A 16,013-nucleotide genomic window follows, 5' to 3' on the forward strand; every position below is an offset into this window, starting at 1 on the left:
TCTATTTAGCATCTAATTTTGGTAGAATAGGTTCAAAGTATAATCAAATCCGCATTAAAACTGACATCACGAGTATGCTTAGTGTTGAGCGAAGCCCTATAGAGAGGGTCATGAAAGCATTAGGCGGCAGGGGGAGGACATGATGCGAAAGAGCTGGTACAGGAGATTGCTTTTTTCCTATTTCCCGATTTTTATGTTAACGGTGTCGATCCTCATTTTTTTATCCTTCCTGATTGTAAACGAAATATCGCGCAATGAAACTGGAAAGGCGAATCGGATTACAACCGGATTTGTGCTGGACAGTGTGGAGAAGTCGCTGACAAAGGTAGAAATGGACGTATTAAGCGAGGCGGAGACGAACAAGAGCTACAGTTCTTTTCTGAATGGGCAGGCGCAAAGTGGCAGCACGATGCTGTATGGGCTGGTTGGAAGCCTACGCGCGCTTAAGGATAATCATGAACTGGTACATTCCGTTTATATTTATCGAACGAAGGATCACACGGTGTTAACGAGAAGTGGACTTCAGGATGCTTCGACATTCGGTGATTATCCGTATATTGAGCAGGCTCTTCGGTCGGAGGATCGGCAGTGGTCACCTGTGCGGGAATGGACGGAGCCGGGAACACATACGTCAGAACGTGTGATTTCGATGCATAAGCGCCTCCCGTTGCCTTTTGGAGGACAAGGGCTGCTGGTAATCAATATCGGTGTGTATCCGTTGCAGCAAATGATTGGTCAAATGACGAATCCGACAGTTTCCTATCTGGTGATTAATGATGCTAGCGGTCAAACCATTTATCCAGCTGCATCCGGTACAAAAGATGCTGTAAAAGCAGAGGACGGGCAGCAACTGACTCATCTGATGTCCCCCCGGCTGGGATGGAGTTTTGAAAGTGGTATTCGTGCCGGACAGTTGTTCGAGTGGGTGTCTGTTATCTCTTACGTCTGGATTGTAGTTGGATTGGCTGTTGTTATATTAGCGGTGATCTACATTATTTATGTGACCCGCAGAAATTACAGGCCAATTCAGCTGATGATGCAGCGTATTCAACAACTGCCCAGCCGTCCGGGTGAGGAAAACAACAAGGACGAGCTGTGGATGATTGATCATGCGTTGCAAAGTCTGATTCGGCAAACGATTGATTATGAACAGCAGGAGCATGCGAATATACTCATTCGGCGGCGGCAGCTGTTCCTTGATCTTATGGAAGGTACAGGCACCGAAACGGTAGAGCTTCGGCTGAATGATCTTTCTCCTTTTGCGGATGGCGGGAAGAGAGGTGTTACTCTGGTTTATGCTGTCATGGTGGTAGAGTTGCACGATCTGGATCTGCCACAGACAGCAGACGGTAGCAGACGTTTAGAGGATCATGGGGGCGAAGATCAGCGTTTAAGCCTGTCGTTGCTTGGTGTGGTAGAGGAACTAGCAGCTACCTATGGATGGCAGGGCTGGGCAGAATGGATGAGTCGTAAAAGAATTTCCATTTTATTGCGGAAAGAGGTAGATGATGGGGAAGGCTTACTGGGTGTGAAGCTGCAAGAAATGGCACAAACAGGCTGTGAGTGGCTGCATGGGCATCTGGGTGTACAGCTCACGATTGGGATAGGCGGCCAGATTCATGAGTTGGCGCATGTTCAGGATTCCTATCGGTCCGCCATTTCTGCTCTGCGGTACCGGTTAACGCTTGGAGTGCGTGATATTGTAACCAGTGAACAGGTTCCGCAGGCTGATGACATTCCATTATACTCCTATTTGCCGCTGATTTCGGAGACGATTCGTTCTTTTCGGCTGGCGAGCCACGATTGGCGTGTACAGCTGGAAGGACTATTTGGGGCAATGGAAACAGACAAGCTGAAGGATGGAGATATTTTAACGGTAATGCAGTGGCTGCAAGAGCTATTGGAACGAGAAATGCGTGAGATGAAGGATGTATCGGGGGCACTGGATCGTTATTTTAACGGGCCGGAAGTAGAACGATGGAAATCTGAGGTCGAGTCTGCTTCTTCATTGGCTGTGATGCATACGCTAATGCTGGAGCACATGACCACTGTGTATCGGACTTACGTTGCCGCCAGTGAAACCAAAAGCTACCGGGCTATGGTTAGCGAAATGAAGCAATATATTGAAGAGCACTATACGAATCCGGATTTATCGTTAAATCATTTGAGTGAACGTTTTGATGTGTCACCTAAATATGCTAGTCATCTATTTAAAACAGAATTTGATATGAAATTCGTCGATTTTTTGACCCGGCTCCGTATGAATCATGCCCAGCAAATGCTGTGTAACACGACCGAGACGGTTCAGCATATTGCGACTCAGGTTGGTTATGCCAATTCGATTACCTTTGGGCGGGTATTTAAGCGGGTAGTCGGCGTAACGCCGGGAGATTATCGCAAGCTGAGATTAAAACCGGAGGATTCATTAACAGGGGGAGCGCTATAGGCGCTCGCCTTTTTTGTTTTTTTCATTAAAAGGGGGAGTAAAGCGCGTCAGTTTATGGGGCGGAATTTAGTTTATTGCGGCACAGGTGTTCAAATGCGATACTTATGTCCATATCTTGAACCTACAGGGCGTCAACAGCCGATGTATTGGCAGGCATGATGGCGAACCGGAATGACGGAGGATGGCTATGGCGGACATGTATGTACAAAAGCAACACAGGAATGAGCCGAAGGCTTCCGGCTGGGCCGCAGGCATTGATGTTGGCGGGACGAAGACGCTGATCTGTATCGGCACAGCGGAACAGCAAGTAGTGGTGAGGCATAAATTTCCGACGGTTCATACGAACGATGCCCATTTTTTCTTTGAGAGTCTATTCGAGGAGCTGGAACATTGTCTAAAACAGGAAGGCTTGTCGCTGGCACAGTTAAAAGGCATAGGTATCGGTTTCCCCGGTGTGGTAGATAACGATAGCGGAACGATTACCCACGCCCCGGCAATTCCATGGAGTGTTCAAGATCGTATACATGGCGACAGTACGCATGGCGGTAATGCGCATGAAAGTATACGATCTATCGTTGCACACCGATACAGTGGTCGCTTGGTGCTGGATAATGATGTGAATATGGCTGCTTTGGGAGAACAATGGTTAGGGGCAGCTCGGGGATTACGGCATGTGATGATGATAACGGTGGGAACAGGTATCGGTTGTGGTCTTATTTTAAATGGAGAGATGTATAAGGGAGCCGCAGGCGGAGCAGGTGAGATGGCTTACTGGATTGCAGGCGAGGAACAGGCATGGCAAGCAGCAAAACAGAAAGGGACGGACGAGTTCGGTGTGTTCGAATCTTTGACATCGGGTACAGCGATAACGCGCAGTGTAAAATCAGCACTCGCCTCTGGCATACCAGGAACACACATGATCCAGCTGGCAGGAGGAAACAGGGACGAGGTAGGGGCGAGACATGTTTTGCAAGCGGCGTCCGAAGGTGATGTAGAAGCACGGATGATTTTAGAGCCTGCACTAGTGCATATGGCGATGGCTTTGACGAATGTGATCAGCCTGCTGAACCCGGAAATGATCGTTGTAGGTGGCGGTGTAGCAGAAGGTAACACGTATTATTTGGATGAAATTCGGCAAAGAGTAGCCTTATGGACGGATATTCCTTGTACTATTGTACCTGCTGGTCTGGGGAATGAAGCCGGGGCCATCGGAGCATTGGCTACGATTCTGGGCAGCTCGGTACGCTAAACAACAGGGAGGTTTCCAGATGGTAGGCTCACAAATGCTGAAGCTACGAAGCTTCTATTTGTTTATTGGCTTGGCAGGGGGCATGTTTAATCCATATTTGACACTACTGCTGGTTCAGAATGGATTGACGAGCAGCAGTGTCGGTGTTCTGATGGCGATTGGTACGCTGGTATCCATTTTGGTTCAGCCGATATGGGGAATTATTGTGGATCAATATCGTCAAATGCGGCTGGTGCTCATTTTGAGTGTAGCGGTTCCGGGAATTATGGCCGTATGTTATCAGTCGGAGCGTTTTGTTCTGATGGCGCTTGTGTATTCCACTATGGCAATATTTACGGCAACGCAGGCGCCGATTGCGGATTCCTATGCGATTGTGGCGGCCAAGAAGGCAGGAACGACCTATGGCAGTATACGATTTATGGCGAGTATAGGCAATGCGGTGGGCGGTTACGCCGGGGGGCTATTTGTATCGCTGTTATCTGTGACTATGATGTGGGTACCTTTTTTGGTGCTGAACAGTCTTGCGGCCCTGACGGCGCTGGCGTTGCCGAAAAATACGGAGGAAGATCTCGTGCTGCGCAAATCGTTTTCGGACGGCATTGGTCAATTGATACGCAACAGGACATTTTTAATATTTTTGGGGGGCAGTTTTTTAGTAAATCAGACGTTAACCGCATTCAACACCTATTTCGTATTGGCCTTTAAGATGTCGGGAGGACTTACGAGTTTGGTCGGGGTTGCTCTGCTGATTGCGTCCATTACGAATGTCCCCTCAATGCTACTCGCTTCACGAGTGATTCGAAAGATTGGGTTAGAGAGAACTCTTTTGCTAGGGGCAGTCGCTTATATGATTCGATGGGGAATTCAATTAGCTTTTCCCGACCCTACCGTTATGATTGCTGTGCAGGTGCTGCACGGATTGTCATTTGGTTTTTTCTACATCGCAGCGGTCGAGTATGTTTCACATGTAACTGAAAAGGATATGCAAGCGACCGGACAAAGCGTGTTCAATATGGTATTTGCCGGGCTGGCAGGGATTGTAGGTAATTTGTTAAATGGCTTTCTTCTTCACGCTGGAGGGCCGCAATTAATGAACCTGGCGTGTCTGATCAGCGCAACCTTGGGGGCATTAATGATGGTTTATGTATCACGTAGCCGTAAGGATGGGAAAACAGGGAAGGTACGCAAACTATCCATGAGCCTCCCTTCAGAGACTTCACAGTAGGAGTAGTGACATTAGTATTTCATTGAAATTAACAAAATGTAGTGTGAGCATCGAATCCCTGATGAGGGTGAGGATGCTCTTTTTTTCGTGCGAAAAACTTTTAAATCACGTGATATGGAACTATAGCTCACACAAAACGAACAAAGAAAATGGTTTATTCACAGGAAAATAGTGATTTTTAATAAGAGTAAGCGCTTCATCATGTTCAGTAATCGCTTTCAATCAACCGGTTTATGATTGGGAAACTAGTTTATTGTCAGTTTTCCTGCGGTCATGTCATACTAAGGCACATCCCGGACCAAAAGGGACAGACTCATGCCGATGCATGAAATGTCATAACCTCCTCCTCAGAAGAGGCGACGAACGGGAAAAGCAGACAAAGGGGTGTTCAGGAATGAGTGGGAATAAGGCTGGAGGAACATTGAAGAAGCTTCGTCTGCTGTTTGCAGCTACGGTTGCACTGTCGGTTGTATTGAGTGGATGCTCGTCGGGTGAGGCGGACAAGGCTTCGACCGCTATCGGAAACAAGGGTGGTTCATTGAAGGTTGAAATTTTTGACAGAGGCAATACACCTCAGGGCTATACCATTACTGACAGCTATTTAACCCGTTATGCAAAAGAAAACTTTGGCAAACCCAACGATATTGATCTGACGTACGTGCCCGTTCAGCGCTCCGAAGAAGTTACCAAGCTGAATGTTCTGATGGCTAGCGGTGGTGATGTACCTGATATCGTGTTCACTTATGATTCCGGAACCTTTGAACGGTATGCGGAGCAGGGGGGGCTGACAGACTTGACCCCTCTGCTGAATGAGTACGGCCCAAATCTTAAAAAATTCCTCGGTGAAGATACGCTCAGCTACGGTCAGGTGGGGGGCAAGCAGTTCGCCATTCCCGGCAAACGTACCATCTTAGGGAAATATTCCTCTTTTATTCGTCAGGATTGGCTCGATACGCTGAATATGCCTGTTCCTAAAACGACAGACGAACTATACAACACGCTAAAAGCGTTCAAGGAAAAAGACCCCGGCAAGACCGGCGGTAAGGTCGTTCCGCTGGGAATGACGATGGAGCCGGGGCAATATGATCCGCTGTTGTGGTCTTTTATTAAGCCAGTGACAGATGAGCAGAAATATACGCTAACCCAAGAGCTGGGTTCCCGTGACTATCCAATCCTGCTACCTGGATTCAAGGATGGAGTTCAGTTTATGAACAAGCTTTACAATGAGAATCTGATCAGCAAGGACTTTGGTCTGGATAAGGACAAAAAACAGCTGACTCAGGATATTCAAAGCGGAAATACCGGTTTTTTCAGTGAAGATTACGACAACATCTATTATAACGACTCCGCCTATCCGAATCTGTTGGCTAACCAGTCCGCAGCGAAGCTGACTCCAATGGACCCTTATACCAACAGTGAGGGTAAGCACGCCAAGCCAGAATTTGCATCCAATGGACTCTACATTATGGTACCTAAATCCAGTGAGCATGCGATTGAGGCGATCAAGTATCTCGACTGGATGTCTTCCGAGAAGGTGCTGCTTGAAATGCAAAATGGTGTGGAAGGCGAGAACTATACCTTGAAAGACGGAATTCCAGTTGCCAAGGAGAAACCGACACAAGAAGCGCAGGATCGTATCTATAATCAGGGTGATGTGGTCATTATTGCGAATGGCAAGATTGCAGGAGACGATAACAAAAACAAGGAAGCCTTTGTTTTGGGCATGCCGTCCCAATTCCAGGAGGATGTTCGCAAGGCGATGGATATTTCCAACACGGACACAATTTCACCAGTGAAATTTGACCATCCGATTAAAGCCGAGTCCAAATACAGTAACTCATTGCTGGATAAGTTTGACGAAATGGTCGTTAAATCCGTGATGGTGCCTCCGGCGCAGTTTGATGCAACATTCGAAGCGGCGTTGAAGGATTATATGGTGAGCGGTGGTCAAGCGATATTGGATGAGCGTACCGAAGCTTATAAGGCCATGACAGGCAAGTAAGAAGGCGGAAAGTAAAGGAGGAGACAGCGCATGAAAGGGAACGTTTACTTCCGCAGATATTGGCAATTATACGCGTTGCTTGTGCTGCCCCTGGCCTACTTCATTGTGTTCAAATATGGTCCGATGTGGGGAGTACAGATCGCGTTTAAGGATTTCAACTTTTTTCAGGGAATTACAGGGAGTGAGTGGATCGGGTTCGATGCGTTTAGAGAAGTGTTTCGTATGGACGATTTTTATCGAACGCTGCGCAATACCATCGTGCTAAATCTGCTTGATTTGCTGGTATCTTTTCCAGCACCTTTAATCTTGGCGATTTTGCTCTATGAAATGAAAGTAGTCTGGTTTAAAAAGCTGTCACAAACGATTTTGTACGTTCCTCATTTTATTTCGTGGGTGATTATTGGCGGGATTGTGTACCAGGTGTTTGGTACGCAGTCCGGCATGATCAACAATGTGCTTACTTCGCTCGGCTTTCAGACGATTCCATTTTTGACAGATAAAAATGACTGGGTACTCACCTACCTGCTGACAGGGGTGTGGCAAAGTGCAGGCTGGGGAACGATTTTGTACCTCGCTGCCTTGACCGGGATTAACCGGGAATTGTTCGAAGCTGCCGAGGTAGATGGTGCAGGACGCATGAAAAGAATTTGGTACATTACGATCCCTGGCATGAAAACGACTATTGCTACGCTTCTTATCATTAATTTGGGTAATATGATCACCATTGGCTTTGATCGTCCTTATGTAATTGGAAATGTGGCAGTTCGAGATTATTCCGATGTACTTAGCACGTTCGTGTATCGCATCGGGATGGAATCCGGGCAATATACGCTGGCAACGGTGGTAGGCCTGTTCCAGGCTGTGGTTGGTCTCATCTTCGTATTAGGAGCTAACTATGCCTCCAAGAAACTGACAGATGAAAGTATTATGTAAGGGGAAAGGAGCTGACATCTGATGAGTGAACGTACTGAAAATCGCACCTTTGATATCGTAACCACCGTGCTGGTGGCTGTGGCTGTACTGCTGTGCTTGGCCCCGTTTATTCACATTTTGTCTATTTCCTTTAGCTCAAACCGGGCCATTACATCCGGGGAAGTTACTTTGTTCCCAGTTGAGTTCAATTTGAAGGCATATGGAAAGGTCTTTTCTGATATGAGCATGATCCGTTCGCTTGGGTTTACGATTATGCTGACGCTGATCACGACAGTGCTGAGTATGTTAATGACAATTATCGCAGCATATCCATTAACAAAGAAACACCTAAGAGGTCGTAAAACGATTATGTTCATTATTGTAGTAACGATGTTTTTCAGCGGCGGCATCATTCCTGAATACATTTTGGTGCGCGACTTACATTTGTTGAATAATATGTGGTCCCTTATTTTACCAGGGCTGATCAGCCCGTTTTATCTGATTATTTTGATTTCCTTTTTTAATGGGATTCCAGAAAGCTTGGAAGAAGCAGCAGAAATCGATGGCAGCAGCCAGTTCGGCACTTTGCTTCGGATTGTACTGCCGCTGTCCTTGCCTGTGCTGGCGACATTAAGCCTGTTTTACGGTGTAGGCCGTTGGAACGGATTTCAGGATACGCTGATGTATATTCAAAACCCCGATTTGTTCCCGTTACAGCTCAAGCTGTATCAAATGATTCAAAATAATATGGTATCCGAGCTAACCAGGCTGGAAGGAGCCAGTGGCGCGAGAATTACGCCCGAAGGGTTGAAGGCAGCAAGTGTCATTTTTGCAACGGTTCCAATTCTGCTAGTGTATCCGTGGCTGCAAAGATATTTTGTCAGCGGCGTGATGGTGGGAGCGGTGAAAGGGTGATGATAATGAAGGCGAAGGGGGGATATTCCTTTTCCACCTGTTGGAATATTAAAAAGCATACGGTCGGCCGAGAACTTGTAGAGGAAATCCGTCAGTTGGGCTTTAGCAGGGTGGAGCTGAACTATAACATTACCCGGGAAATGCTGACGACGATTGAGCCTATGATTGAGCGGGGAGAAATCGGCATATCGAGTGTGCATAATACATTTCCTCATACACCAGACCCGGATTACGGCACGGATTCCGTTCTGCTCGGGTTTGACGATGAAAGCAAGCGACAACGTGCGATAGAGCTGTTGGTGCAATCTGCGGAATATGCGCATCGTTATGGTGCAAAAGCGGTAGTTGTGCATCCCGGAGAGGTTCCATTTCCATATGATATCAGTGAGGAACTAGAGGATATTTTCAATGAGCAGGGCAGGGATTCTGCTGCTTATCAAACGTTGTGGGGCCAAATGCTGGAGCGTCGGAATTCACTGAGTGGGCACTATGTACAACGCATCCGTGATAGTCTGGAAGAGGTGTGTGACCGCATCGCATCCAAGGGATATGATGTAGCCATTGGCATTGAAACGCGTTCACGCTGCTATCAGATGCCTACGTTGCAGGAGGCAAAGACGATTATAGATCGTTTGAAGGGTGCACCTGTCTATCTGTGGTATGACATTGGACACGGTATGATTATGGACCGAATGGGACTGTACGACAACGCCAAGGAAGCCAATGAAATGATCGACTATATTCTTGGTGTTCATATTCATGAAACCATTGGATTATCTGATCACTGGTGCCCTTATATTCATAGCGGTGATCTGGAGTTCTTTGATCGTTTCGTGAATATTATCCGGCAGGCCCCTATTAAGGTTTATGAGCTGAAAGCAGCTTGTCAGCCGGAGGATATTGAACGTAGCCATGAGTTGCTGACAAGTAAGATAGCGAAGCTTCAGCCGCAAGGATGATAAACGATTATGCATATTACAGGGGTTGAGAGGAATGTATAGTAAAATCGTAGCGATCAACGATGCCTGGGTAAAACCAGGTATGGACCATCAGGTGCTGGATGCTGACAGCCGTTATTACGGCGGAGTGACTGATGATGAGAATGGAATCGCCTGGCCTAATCATTCGGTCGGTACTCCTGCCGCAATGGCGATCTGGGCGGCAGCGCTTGTCAATCCGGATTCTGCATATTATCGGAATGAGGATGTACTCATCCGACTGGAGCTGGCTGTGCAGTACATGCTACGTGTGCAGCATGAGGACGGTTCTATTTCACCGGGCTGGACCAATTTTCACTCGCCACCGGATACAGCGTTCGTGGTGGTAGGCTACGCCCAGGTCTATCAGCTGCTGGTTGGTGACGACTGGCTGGAGCTGCGTCGGGTGATTGATGCGATCCGCTTGTTTCTGGAGCGGACGATTCCGGTCATGCTGACCGGAGGTTGCCATACGCCAAATCACCGTTGGGTATTGTGTGCTGCGCTGGGATTTCTACATGAGCTGTTTAATCTACCCGAGGCACTCGTGCGGGCCGAGGCTTGGCTAGCCGAAGGGCTGGACGGGACACCAGATGGCGAATGGACGGAGCGCAGCAACGGAATTTATAATGCCGTTAGCGATATTATGCTGATTCATGCTGCCCGATTATTAAAACAGCCGGAGCTACTAGAGTCGGTGCGCCGTAATTTACGCATGATGGTGTACCTTGTCCATCCTGATGGCGAAGTGGTCACAGAGTATTCAGGGAGACAGGATTTTGGGGTGATCCTGAACTTATCTTCTTATCTTCTACCATATGCCATGCTGGCTACAGAGGATGAGGACGCTATATTTGAAGCGATGGCTGTCGCCGCTATTCAAGTCATGGATCATCCTGGCGGTGCTCCTATCAATGCGGCTGTGCGCTTTTTACTAGATCCGCGTTTGCAAACTCGTAAAGTATCGCCAGCTACATTACCTGTCACCTATAACCAACTACTGAACGGAGACTTCCCAAGGGCTGACTATCTGAGTCGAATGGATGAGGCAGGCCATCACCAGCAGATTTATCATAGCCGACTGCATACGGACTTTGGAGCGCCAGTCGTTCGATATCGGCAGGAGGATACCAGTGCCACGCTGATGACCGAGGCTTCATCGTTCCTATCGTTGCGGCACGGAGATGCACGATTATTGGCGGTTCAGGCTGCATCATATTTCTCGCCTGGTTTTGTACCCATGCAGAAGCTGACAGCTCATGAACACGGTTGGACGCTATCGGGCATACAGTCCAAAGGTTATTATGGCCCTGTAGCGACCTTAGATCTGCCGCCTACCTCGCAGGAGGAAGTCAGTCCGTGGTACTTGCTTCCGCATCACAAACGGCCATTAACCCATGAACAAAAGCATGAAATTCGGGTCGATGTGGATCGTCAGAGCGATATGTGGACGCTTCGTTTTCGCTCAGAGGGTCCAGTAGATTGCATGACACAGATTCGATTTATTTTTGGGCGCGAAGGACGCTTCACTTGCGGGGAATACCGGCTGGTTAACGAAACGGTTCAATGTTGGACTGGCGGTATGGCGCGCTATGAATCTGGGAATGCGTGGTTTGAGCTGATGGGAACAACCGTAGAGCATATGGCTAATTCCGTAAGGGGAGCCACTCTCCCCATGGATTGCCATACATTGCTGGTCAACTGGATGACTCCGTTTGATCAGACGATCCACATTCGTATGTCGCCTTTACCTGTGAGTGAAGTCTAAAACACAGTAAGCATCTATTTTTCGGGGATGAGGTCAATTCCCGGAGAACAGATGTTTTTTTATGTTCATTTATGTAGAGGTAGAGCGCTTCCATTGAGCTTGAAGCCATTGTGGTGTACACTGTCCAGAACAGGTGTAAATTGGAACGTCAGGAAGGCAGGACGGTTACAAGGAGGAAAGACACATATGTATGCCCGTTTAAGATCGTTAAATTATCCACTAAAACTCTATGTTTTTTTAGCACTGGCCTTATGCTCCGTAATCAGTACATTGTGGATCATTAACGTGCGACTGCCCTCAGGGGGCCGCCCTTATCTTTTTATTTGGTGGAATATGATGTTGGCCTGGATTCCTATGCTGTTGACGCTACTGCTTGATGTAATGTACAGCTCGTGGAGGCGGGGAACGAGGACATTTTTACTCTGGGTTACGGGGGCGGCATGGCTTTTCTTTTATCCCAATACACCCTATTTGATCACAGATTTGCTGCATGTATTCGCCAGATATCCATTTCTCGGGGAGCAACGTTTCTGGGGAAATCCGTACTTTTGGAATCATGTACTGGGAATGCTGCTGGTAGCCGTACTTGGCCTGACAATGGGTTTTGTATCGCTCGAATCCGTACGACAATTGGTACAGCGTGCACGTGGTGGGCTTGTTAGTTGGCTGTTTATGCTGGCGGTACTCTTGTTGAGCAGCCTGGGTATTTACATTGGCCGTTTCTTTCGAGGGAACACATGGGATATTGTTTCTGCGCCCTCTCAACTGTATGCACAGGTATCTTCCATATGGGCAGACTCCTTGCAACGTACTCATTTTGTGGAGTTTAGTGGGATGGTATTCGTCATTTTGCTCGTCAGCTATGTATCCACGATGTGCGTAGTCTGGATGGGGAACAACCGCCAGGACGAATGGCGTCGCTGGTGATTTGATTGCAGCTGAGTGGCTGGATATCATCAAAAAATTGTAAAAACAAAGGAGGAATAGCTACAATGAACGGACAGAATCGATCCGATATCCGCGCTGGTCTTCAGGTAGATATTGTACTTAAAAAGGATCAGCCTACCGGTAAGCTGACGCGAGGAACGGTGAAAGATATTTTGACCAATTCCCCGCGTCATCCGCATGGAATCAAAGTGCGTTTGGCAGACGGACAGGTTGGGCGTGTCAAACATATCGTAACGAACGAAGGCTAGAGCTTTGGGCTGAGGAGGAATGAAGATGAACCAGGCAACGGCATGGTCTAAAAATGATCGCTACCTGCTTGTTTTACTTGTATTGCTGGCGCTTGCCCTCATTTGGTCCTTGATTCGCCCGGTGGATTATTTTACATGGGTACTGGAAGTTCTACCCGCGGTTTTGGGAGCTGTGCTGCTGACGGCTTTGTACCGTAGATTTCGGTTTACCAATCTGGTATACACCCTAATCTGGCTGCACGCATTGATCTTGATTGTCGGTGGACATTATACCTATGCCGAAATGCCACTGTTCAACTGGATCCGGGATACGTTCGGACTGGAGCGCAATTATTATGATCGACTTGGGCATTTTGTACAAGGTTTTGTACCTGCACTCATTGTCAGGGAAGTGCTGTTGCGTAAAACGGCCTTGGGAAGCGGGAGCTGGCTCACTTTCCTCACGGTTAGTGTGTGTCTTGCGATCAGCGCTGTCTACGAGCTGATTGAGTTTGCTGTAGCCAAGGCAACCGGAACGGCAGCAGAAGCCTTTTTGGGCACACAAGGAGATGTATGGGATACCCAATGGGATATGCTTCTTGCGTTCATCGGTGCCTTGACCGCAGTGATTTTGTTGAGTGGGGTACATAACAAGCTGCTGAAACAATTAAGGTAGTAGCAGAATTTATTTACCTCGTTTTTATCATGCTATCTGGAATTTCGCTGTTTTTGAAGGCTACATTCGCGTCATGGGACGGCTGTCGAGGTGTAGGGTTGCTGCGTCCATGTAGCTGTCCAGTAGCCGTTCAAAAATACGGTCCCACGTCTGCTCCAGGCTGTAGGCTCTACCCGCTCTGGACATCGAATCGCGAAGTGAGGCATCCTCGTACAACAGGTGTACAGCTTTGGCAAAGGCAGGGGCGTCCCCAGCAGGACACAATAGCCCTGTTTTTCCATGGATTAGATTATCTTTTACCCCGCCTTCATTGGCACCGACCACAGGTGTACCGCTCGCCATAGCCTCCAGTACAACGTTGCCGAAGGTTTCCGTGGTGGAAGGGAAGAGAAATACGTCGGCTGCGGCGTAGAGTTCAGCTAATTCCGGCCCTTTCACAAAACCAAGCCAGTGGACTGCATGCTCCGGCACCCCTATATCCGCTGTAGTTTTGACCTTATACAATGGACCATCTCCTGCAATGACCAGCACAGAGGCTGCGCGGACGTCGTCGGGTAACTGGAGATAGGAATCCAGTAACGTGTCTATCCCCTTTTCCGGTGCAAGCCTGCCCACATACAAAATAACAAATGCATCTGCATGAACGCCCCATTTCCTCCATACTGCATTACGGTCCACCTTTGGTTGAAATCGGTCAGTATCAATGCCTCTACTCCAGATTTCGAGCTGCCCCATTCCTTTATTGCGCAACAATTCCATGGTTGATTGAGAAGGGACATACACCCTTTCGCAATGTCTGTGAAACCAGAGCATGTATTTCCATAACGCAGGTTCAAGCCAGCGAAGCTTGTAATATTCGAGGTATTTATCAAAGTGGGTGTGATATGAGGCGACGAGTGGAATATGGTGTTTGGCTGCGTAGCTTGTTCCATACAGGCCAAGGTTAAACGGAGTAGCGACATGAATCAAATGCGGGGAAAAGGCTGACAGACGCTCGTTGATCTGTTTGGCGTTGGGGATCGCAAGTCTGCATTCCCGGTACAATAAAAAGGGAATACTCCGAAATCGCTCCACACCCGGCCCAGAGGGCAGATGATGGTCTGCCTCCGGTGCGAAGACGAGCGTAGATACTCCATGTGTCTCCAGATAGCCAATCCATCGTTCCAGGGTCAGAGCAGCGCCATTCACGTCAGGCGTATACGTGTCCGTAAATAATGCACCTCGAAGCATGCCTTCATTCCTCCTCCGCCATTCTCATTTATCCTATGACGTTCCAGGGGAGTCCGCTTGGAGGCTCCGGCTTTTATTGTGTCATGATTTTGTTTACGGGCTTGCCGGGTTTTGTAAAAGCTGGCCCGCGGACGGGCGCTTTTCTCGGAACATTCTGTAATAGACGAGGGAAGACAAAATATAGAAAACACCTGTCATGCTAAATGTGATGGCATAGCCCCAGTAGTTGCCATAAGTTGTAACCAAATAGGCTTGTACAGGTCCCATACCTGCGGTGCCTAGCATCCAGGTCGTCTGGAGAATGGAGTTGGCAATGCCACGATTTTTATCTGACACACGTTCGACGAGAATGGCGGTTTGCAGCGGATTGGCTGCATTCATTAGCGCTTGCCTGAATAGAAAGCTGATGGAAGCGATCCATAGCACGTTCGTAAAGCCTGTAATGAGAAGGAACGGTAGCGAAAGCATTTGGAAGCCAACTACAGCTCTGACCAGTCCTATTCGGCTACCGAGGGTAGGTCCGATCAACATGGAGAGGATGGTCATGAGCTGGCCGAGTGCAATCAGTAAACTCATTGCGCTGAGTGATACGGAGAAGCGGTTCGTAAAATACAAATTAAGATACGGGATGACCAGACCTGAACCTAACCCAAGAAAAAACTGGGCCAGAACAAATTGTCCAATAACCCGGCGATCAGAAGCAGCAGCAGGCGTCTCCGAGTCAGGTATATCGGATGTACTGTGCGGCGTATGTACTTGTTCTGTTTGAGGTGAAGATTCGGCAGGAGCTGGTGCTTCTAAGGTTGCCGTAGTTTTTGTGATGAATAATAGAGGAATAAAAGCGGTCAATGTTGCCATTCCTCCAAGGAACAGAGCAACCCGCAGACTGGATAGCGGTGTGATTCCCCACGTCTGCAGCCCATCTGCGAGTACACCACCCCCGAAGCTGCCTAGGACTTGGGCTGCCAGTACAAGAGCTGAGTAATAGCTGAATATTTTTAAGCGTTGGGCTTTACTTATGCTTTCCGCTAAGAAAGGCACAGCCAGCACCTGAATAAAGGCGGCGAATACACCTGAGATTACGGCAAATACCAACATGCTTCCACTGGTATCTGTAAAGGTACGGGCGAGAAAGGCCAGGCCGCTGAATAACGCGCCGATGAGCAGCATATTTTTGCGGCTCGTCCGATCGCCCCAAAATCCGACCGGAATGAACAGCAACGCCGTCGCTAGCGCCTGCATGCTGACCACTTGGCCGTTCATATCATCGTCAAAGCCAAGCTTTTGGATATACAGGTTGTACAGCACAGAAAACATTCCCGTACCCATCTGGTACAGCAGATTGGCCATGAAAAACAATCGGATATTACGCGGCCACTTTCGGGGCTCTTCTAACATTTTGCTAATCCATGACACGATGAGTTCCTCCTGTGACGTT

The 16,013-nt window shown here is 48.1% G+C and carries 13 protein-coding genes; 11 read left to right on the forward strand and 2 right to left on the reverse strand.

Annotation, left to right across the window (positions count from 1 at the left end):
• Positions 1–139 precede the first annotated feature (139 nt).
• From NSQ58_RS23020 to NSQ58_RS23070, 11 genes are all read left to right on the forward strand, one after another.
• Positions 140–2,446, forward strand: coding sequence for a helix-turn-helix domain-containing protein (locus NSQ58_RS23020; RefSeq protein ID WP_341058265.1), 2,307 nt, complete (start codon positions 140–142; stop codon positions 2,444–2,446).
• 187 nt (positions 2,447–2,633) lie between these two features.
• A complete protein-coding gene (locus tag NSQ58_RS23025; protein WP_341058266.1) occupies positions 2,634–3,695 on the forward strand; it encodes an ROK family protein in 1,062 nt (353 codons plus the stop codon).
• A 19-nt stretch (positions 3,696–3,714) separates the two neighbouring features.
• Positions 3,715–4,920 carry an MFS transporter gene (locus NSQ58_RS23030; RefSeq protein ID WP_023988092.1) on the forward strand — a complete coding sequence of 402 codons (1,206 nt, stop codon included), beginning with the start codon at positions 3,715–3,717 and terminating at the stop codon, positions 4,918–4,920.
• A gap of 394 nt (positions 4,921–5,314) precedes the next feature.
• Positions 5,315–6,922, forward strand: a complete 1,608-nt coding sequence (locus NSQ58_RS23035) for an extracellular solute-binding protein (RefSeq protein ID WP_341058267.1) — start codon at positions 5,315–5,317, stop codon at positions 6,920–6,922.
• A gap of 30 nt (positions 6,923–6,952) precedes the next feature.
• The gene (locus NSQ58_RS23040) at positions 6,953–7,855 is read left to right on the forward strand and encodes an ABC transporter permease (protein ID WP_341058269.1); all 903 of its coding nucleotides are present in this window, start codon (positions 6,953–6,955) and stop codon (positions 7,853–7,855) included.
• 21 nt (positions 7,856–7,876) lie between these two features.
• Positions 7,877–8,749 carry a carbohydrate ABC transporter permease gene (locus NSQ58_RS23045; RefSeq protein ID WP_341058270.1) on the forward strand — a complete coding sequence of 291 codons (873 nt, stop codon included), beginning with the start codon at positions 7,877–7,879 and terminating at the stop codon, positions 8,747–8,749.
• The gene (locus NSQ58_RS23050) at positions 8,746–9,708 is read left to right on the forward strand and encodes a sugar phosphate isomerase/epimerase family protein (RefSeq protein ID WP_445671680.1); all 963 of its coding nucleotides are present in this window, start codon (positions 8,746–8,748) and stop codon (positions 9,706–9,708) included. Before NSQ58_RS23045 ends, NSQ58_RS23050 begins: the two co-directional genes overlap by 4 nt.
• 34 nt (positions 9,709–9,742) lie before the next feature.
• Complete coding sequence (locus NSQ58_RS23055) at positions 9,743–11,494, forward strand: hypothetical protein (protein WP_341058272.1); 1,752 nt, start codon at positions 9,743–9,745, stop codon at positions 11,492–11,494.
• A gap of 186 nt (positions 11,495–11,680) precedes the next feature.
• On the forward strand, positions 11,681–12,421 hold the full coding sequence (locus NSQ58_RS23060) for a DUF1361 domain-containing protein (RefSeq protein WP_069080066.1): 741 nt from the start codon (positions 11,681–11,683) through the stop codon (positions 12,419–12,421).
• A gap of 65 nt (positions 12,422–12,486) precedes the next feature.
• A complete protein-coding gene (locus NSQ58_RS23065) occupies positions 12,487–12,690 on the forward strand; it encodes a YwbE family protein (protein WP_013309792.1) in 204 nt (67 codons plus the stop codon).
• A gap of 25 nt (positions 12,691–12,715) precedes the next feature.
• Entirely contained in the window at positions 12,716–13,345 is a 630-nt protein-coding gene (locus NSQ58_RS23070; protein ID WP_341058274.1) for a DUF2238 domain-containing protein, read from the forward strand.
• 60 nt (positions 13,346–13,405) lie between these two features.
• Here the strand turns inward: NSQ58_RS23070 and NSQ58_RS23075 are convergent, their stop codons facing one another.
• Together NSQ58_RS23075 and NSQ58_RS23080 are read right to left on the reverse strand one after the other, a co-directional pair.
• Positions 13,406–14,575, reverse strand: a complete 1,170-nt coding sequence (locus tag NSQ58_RS23075) for a glycosyltransferase family 4 protein (RefSeq protein ID WP_341058276.1) — start codon at positions 14,573–14,575, stop codon at positions 13,406–13,408.
• A gap of 93 nt (positions 14,576–14,668) precedes the next feature.
• Positions 14,669–15,991 carry an MFS transporter gene (locus tag NSQ58_RS23080; protein WP_023988101.1) on the reverse strand — a complete coding sequence of 441 codons (1,323 nt, stop codon included), beginning with the start codon at positions 15,989–15,991 and terminating at the stop codon, positions 14,669–14,671.
• Positions 15,992–16,013 lie beyond the last annotated feature (22 nt).

Source organism: Paenibacillus sp. FSL M7-0134 (genome assembly GCF_038007865.1).
Classification (GTDB): domain Bacteria; phylum Bacillota; class Bacilli; order Paenibacillales; family Paenibacillaceae; genus Paenibacillus; species Paenibacillus polymyxa_B.

Bases quoted from the DNA above. Each gene is read 5' to 3' on its own strand.
- NSQ58_RS23020 (WP_341058265.1), top strand. From the start codon at position 140: ATGATGCGAAAGAGCTGGTACAGGAGATTGCTTTTTTCCTATTTCCCG.
- NSQ58_RS23075 (WP_341058276.1), bottom strand. From the start codon at position 14,575: ATGCTTCGAGGTGCATTATTTACGGACACGTATACGCCTGACGTGAAT.
- NSQ58_RS23055 (WP_341058272.1), top strand. From the start codon at position 9,743: ATGTATAGTAAAATCGTAGCGATCAACGATGCCTGGGTAAAACCAGGT.
- NSQ58_RS23060 (WP_069080066.1), top strand. From the start codon at position 11,681: ATGTATGCCCGTTTAAGATCGTTAAATTATCCACTAAAACTCTATGTT.
- NSQ58_RS23040 (WP_341058269.1), top strand. From the start codon at position 6,953: ATGAAAGGGAACGTTTACTTCCGCAGATATTGGCAATTATACGCGTTG.
- NSQ58_RS23035 (WP_341058267.1), top strand. From the start codon at position 5,315: ATGAGTGGGAATAAGGCTGGAGGAACATTGAAGAAGCTTCGTCTGCTG.
- NSQ58_RS23065 (WP_013309792.1), top strand. From the start codon at position 12,487: ATGAACGGACAGAATCGATCCGATATCCGCGCTGGTCTTCAGGTAGAT.
- NSQ58_RS23030 (WP_023988092.1), top strand. From the start codon at position 3,715: ATGGTAGGCTCACAAATGCTGAAGCTACGAAGCTTCTATTTGTTTATT.
- NSQ58_RS23045 (WP_341058270.1), top strand. From the start codon at position 7,877: ATGAGTGAACGTACTGAAAATCGCACCTTTGATATCGTAACCACCGTG.
- NSQ58_RS23070 (WP_341058274.1), top strand. From the start codon at position 12,716: ATGAACCAGGCAACGGCATGGTCTAAAAATGATCGCTACCTGCTTGTT.
- NSQ58_RS23025 (WP_341058266.1), top strand. From the start codon at position 2,634: ATGGCGGACATGTATGTACAAAAGCAACACAGGAATGAGCCGAAGGCT.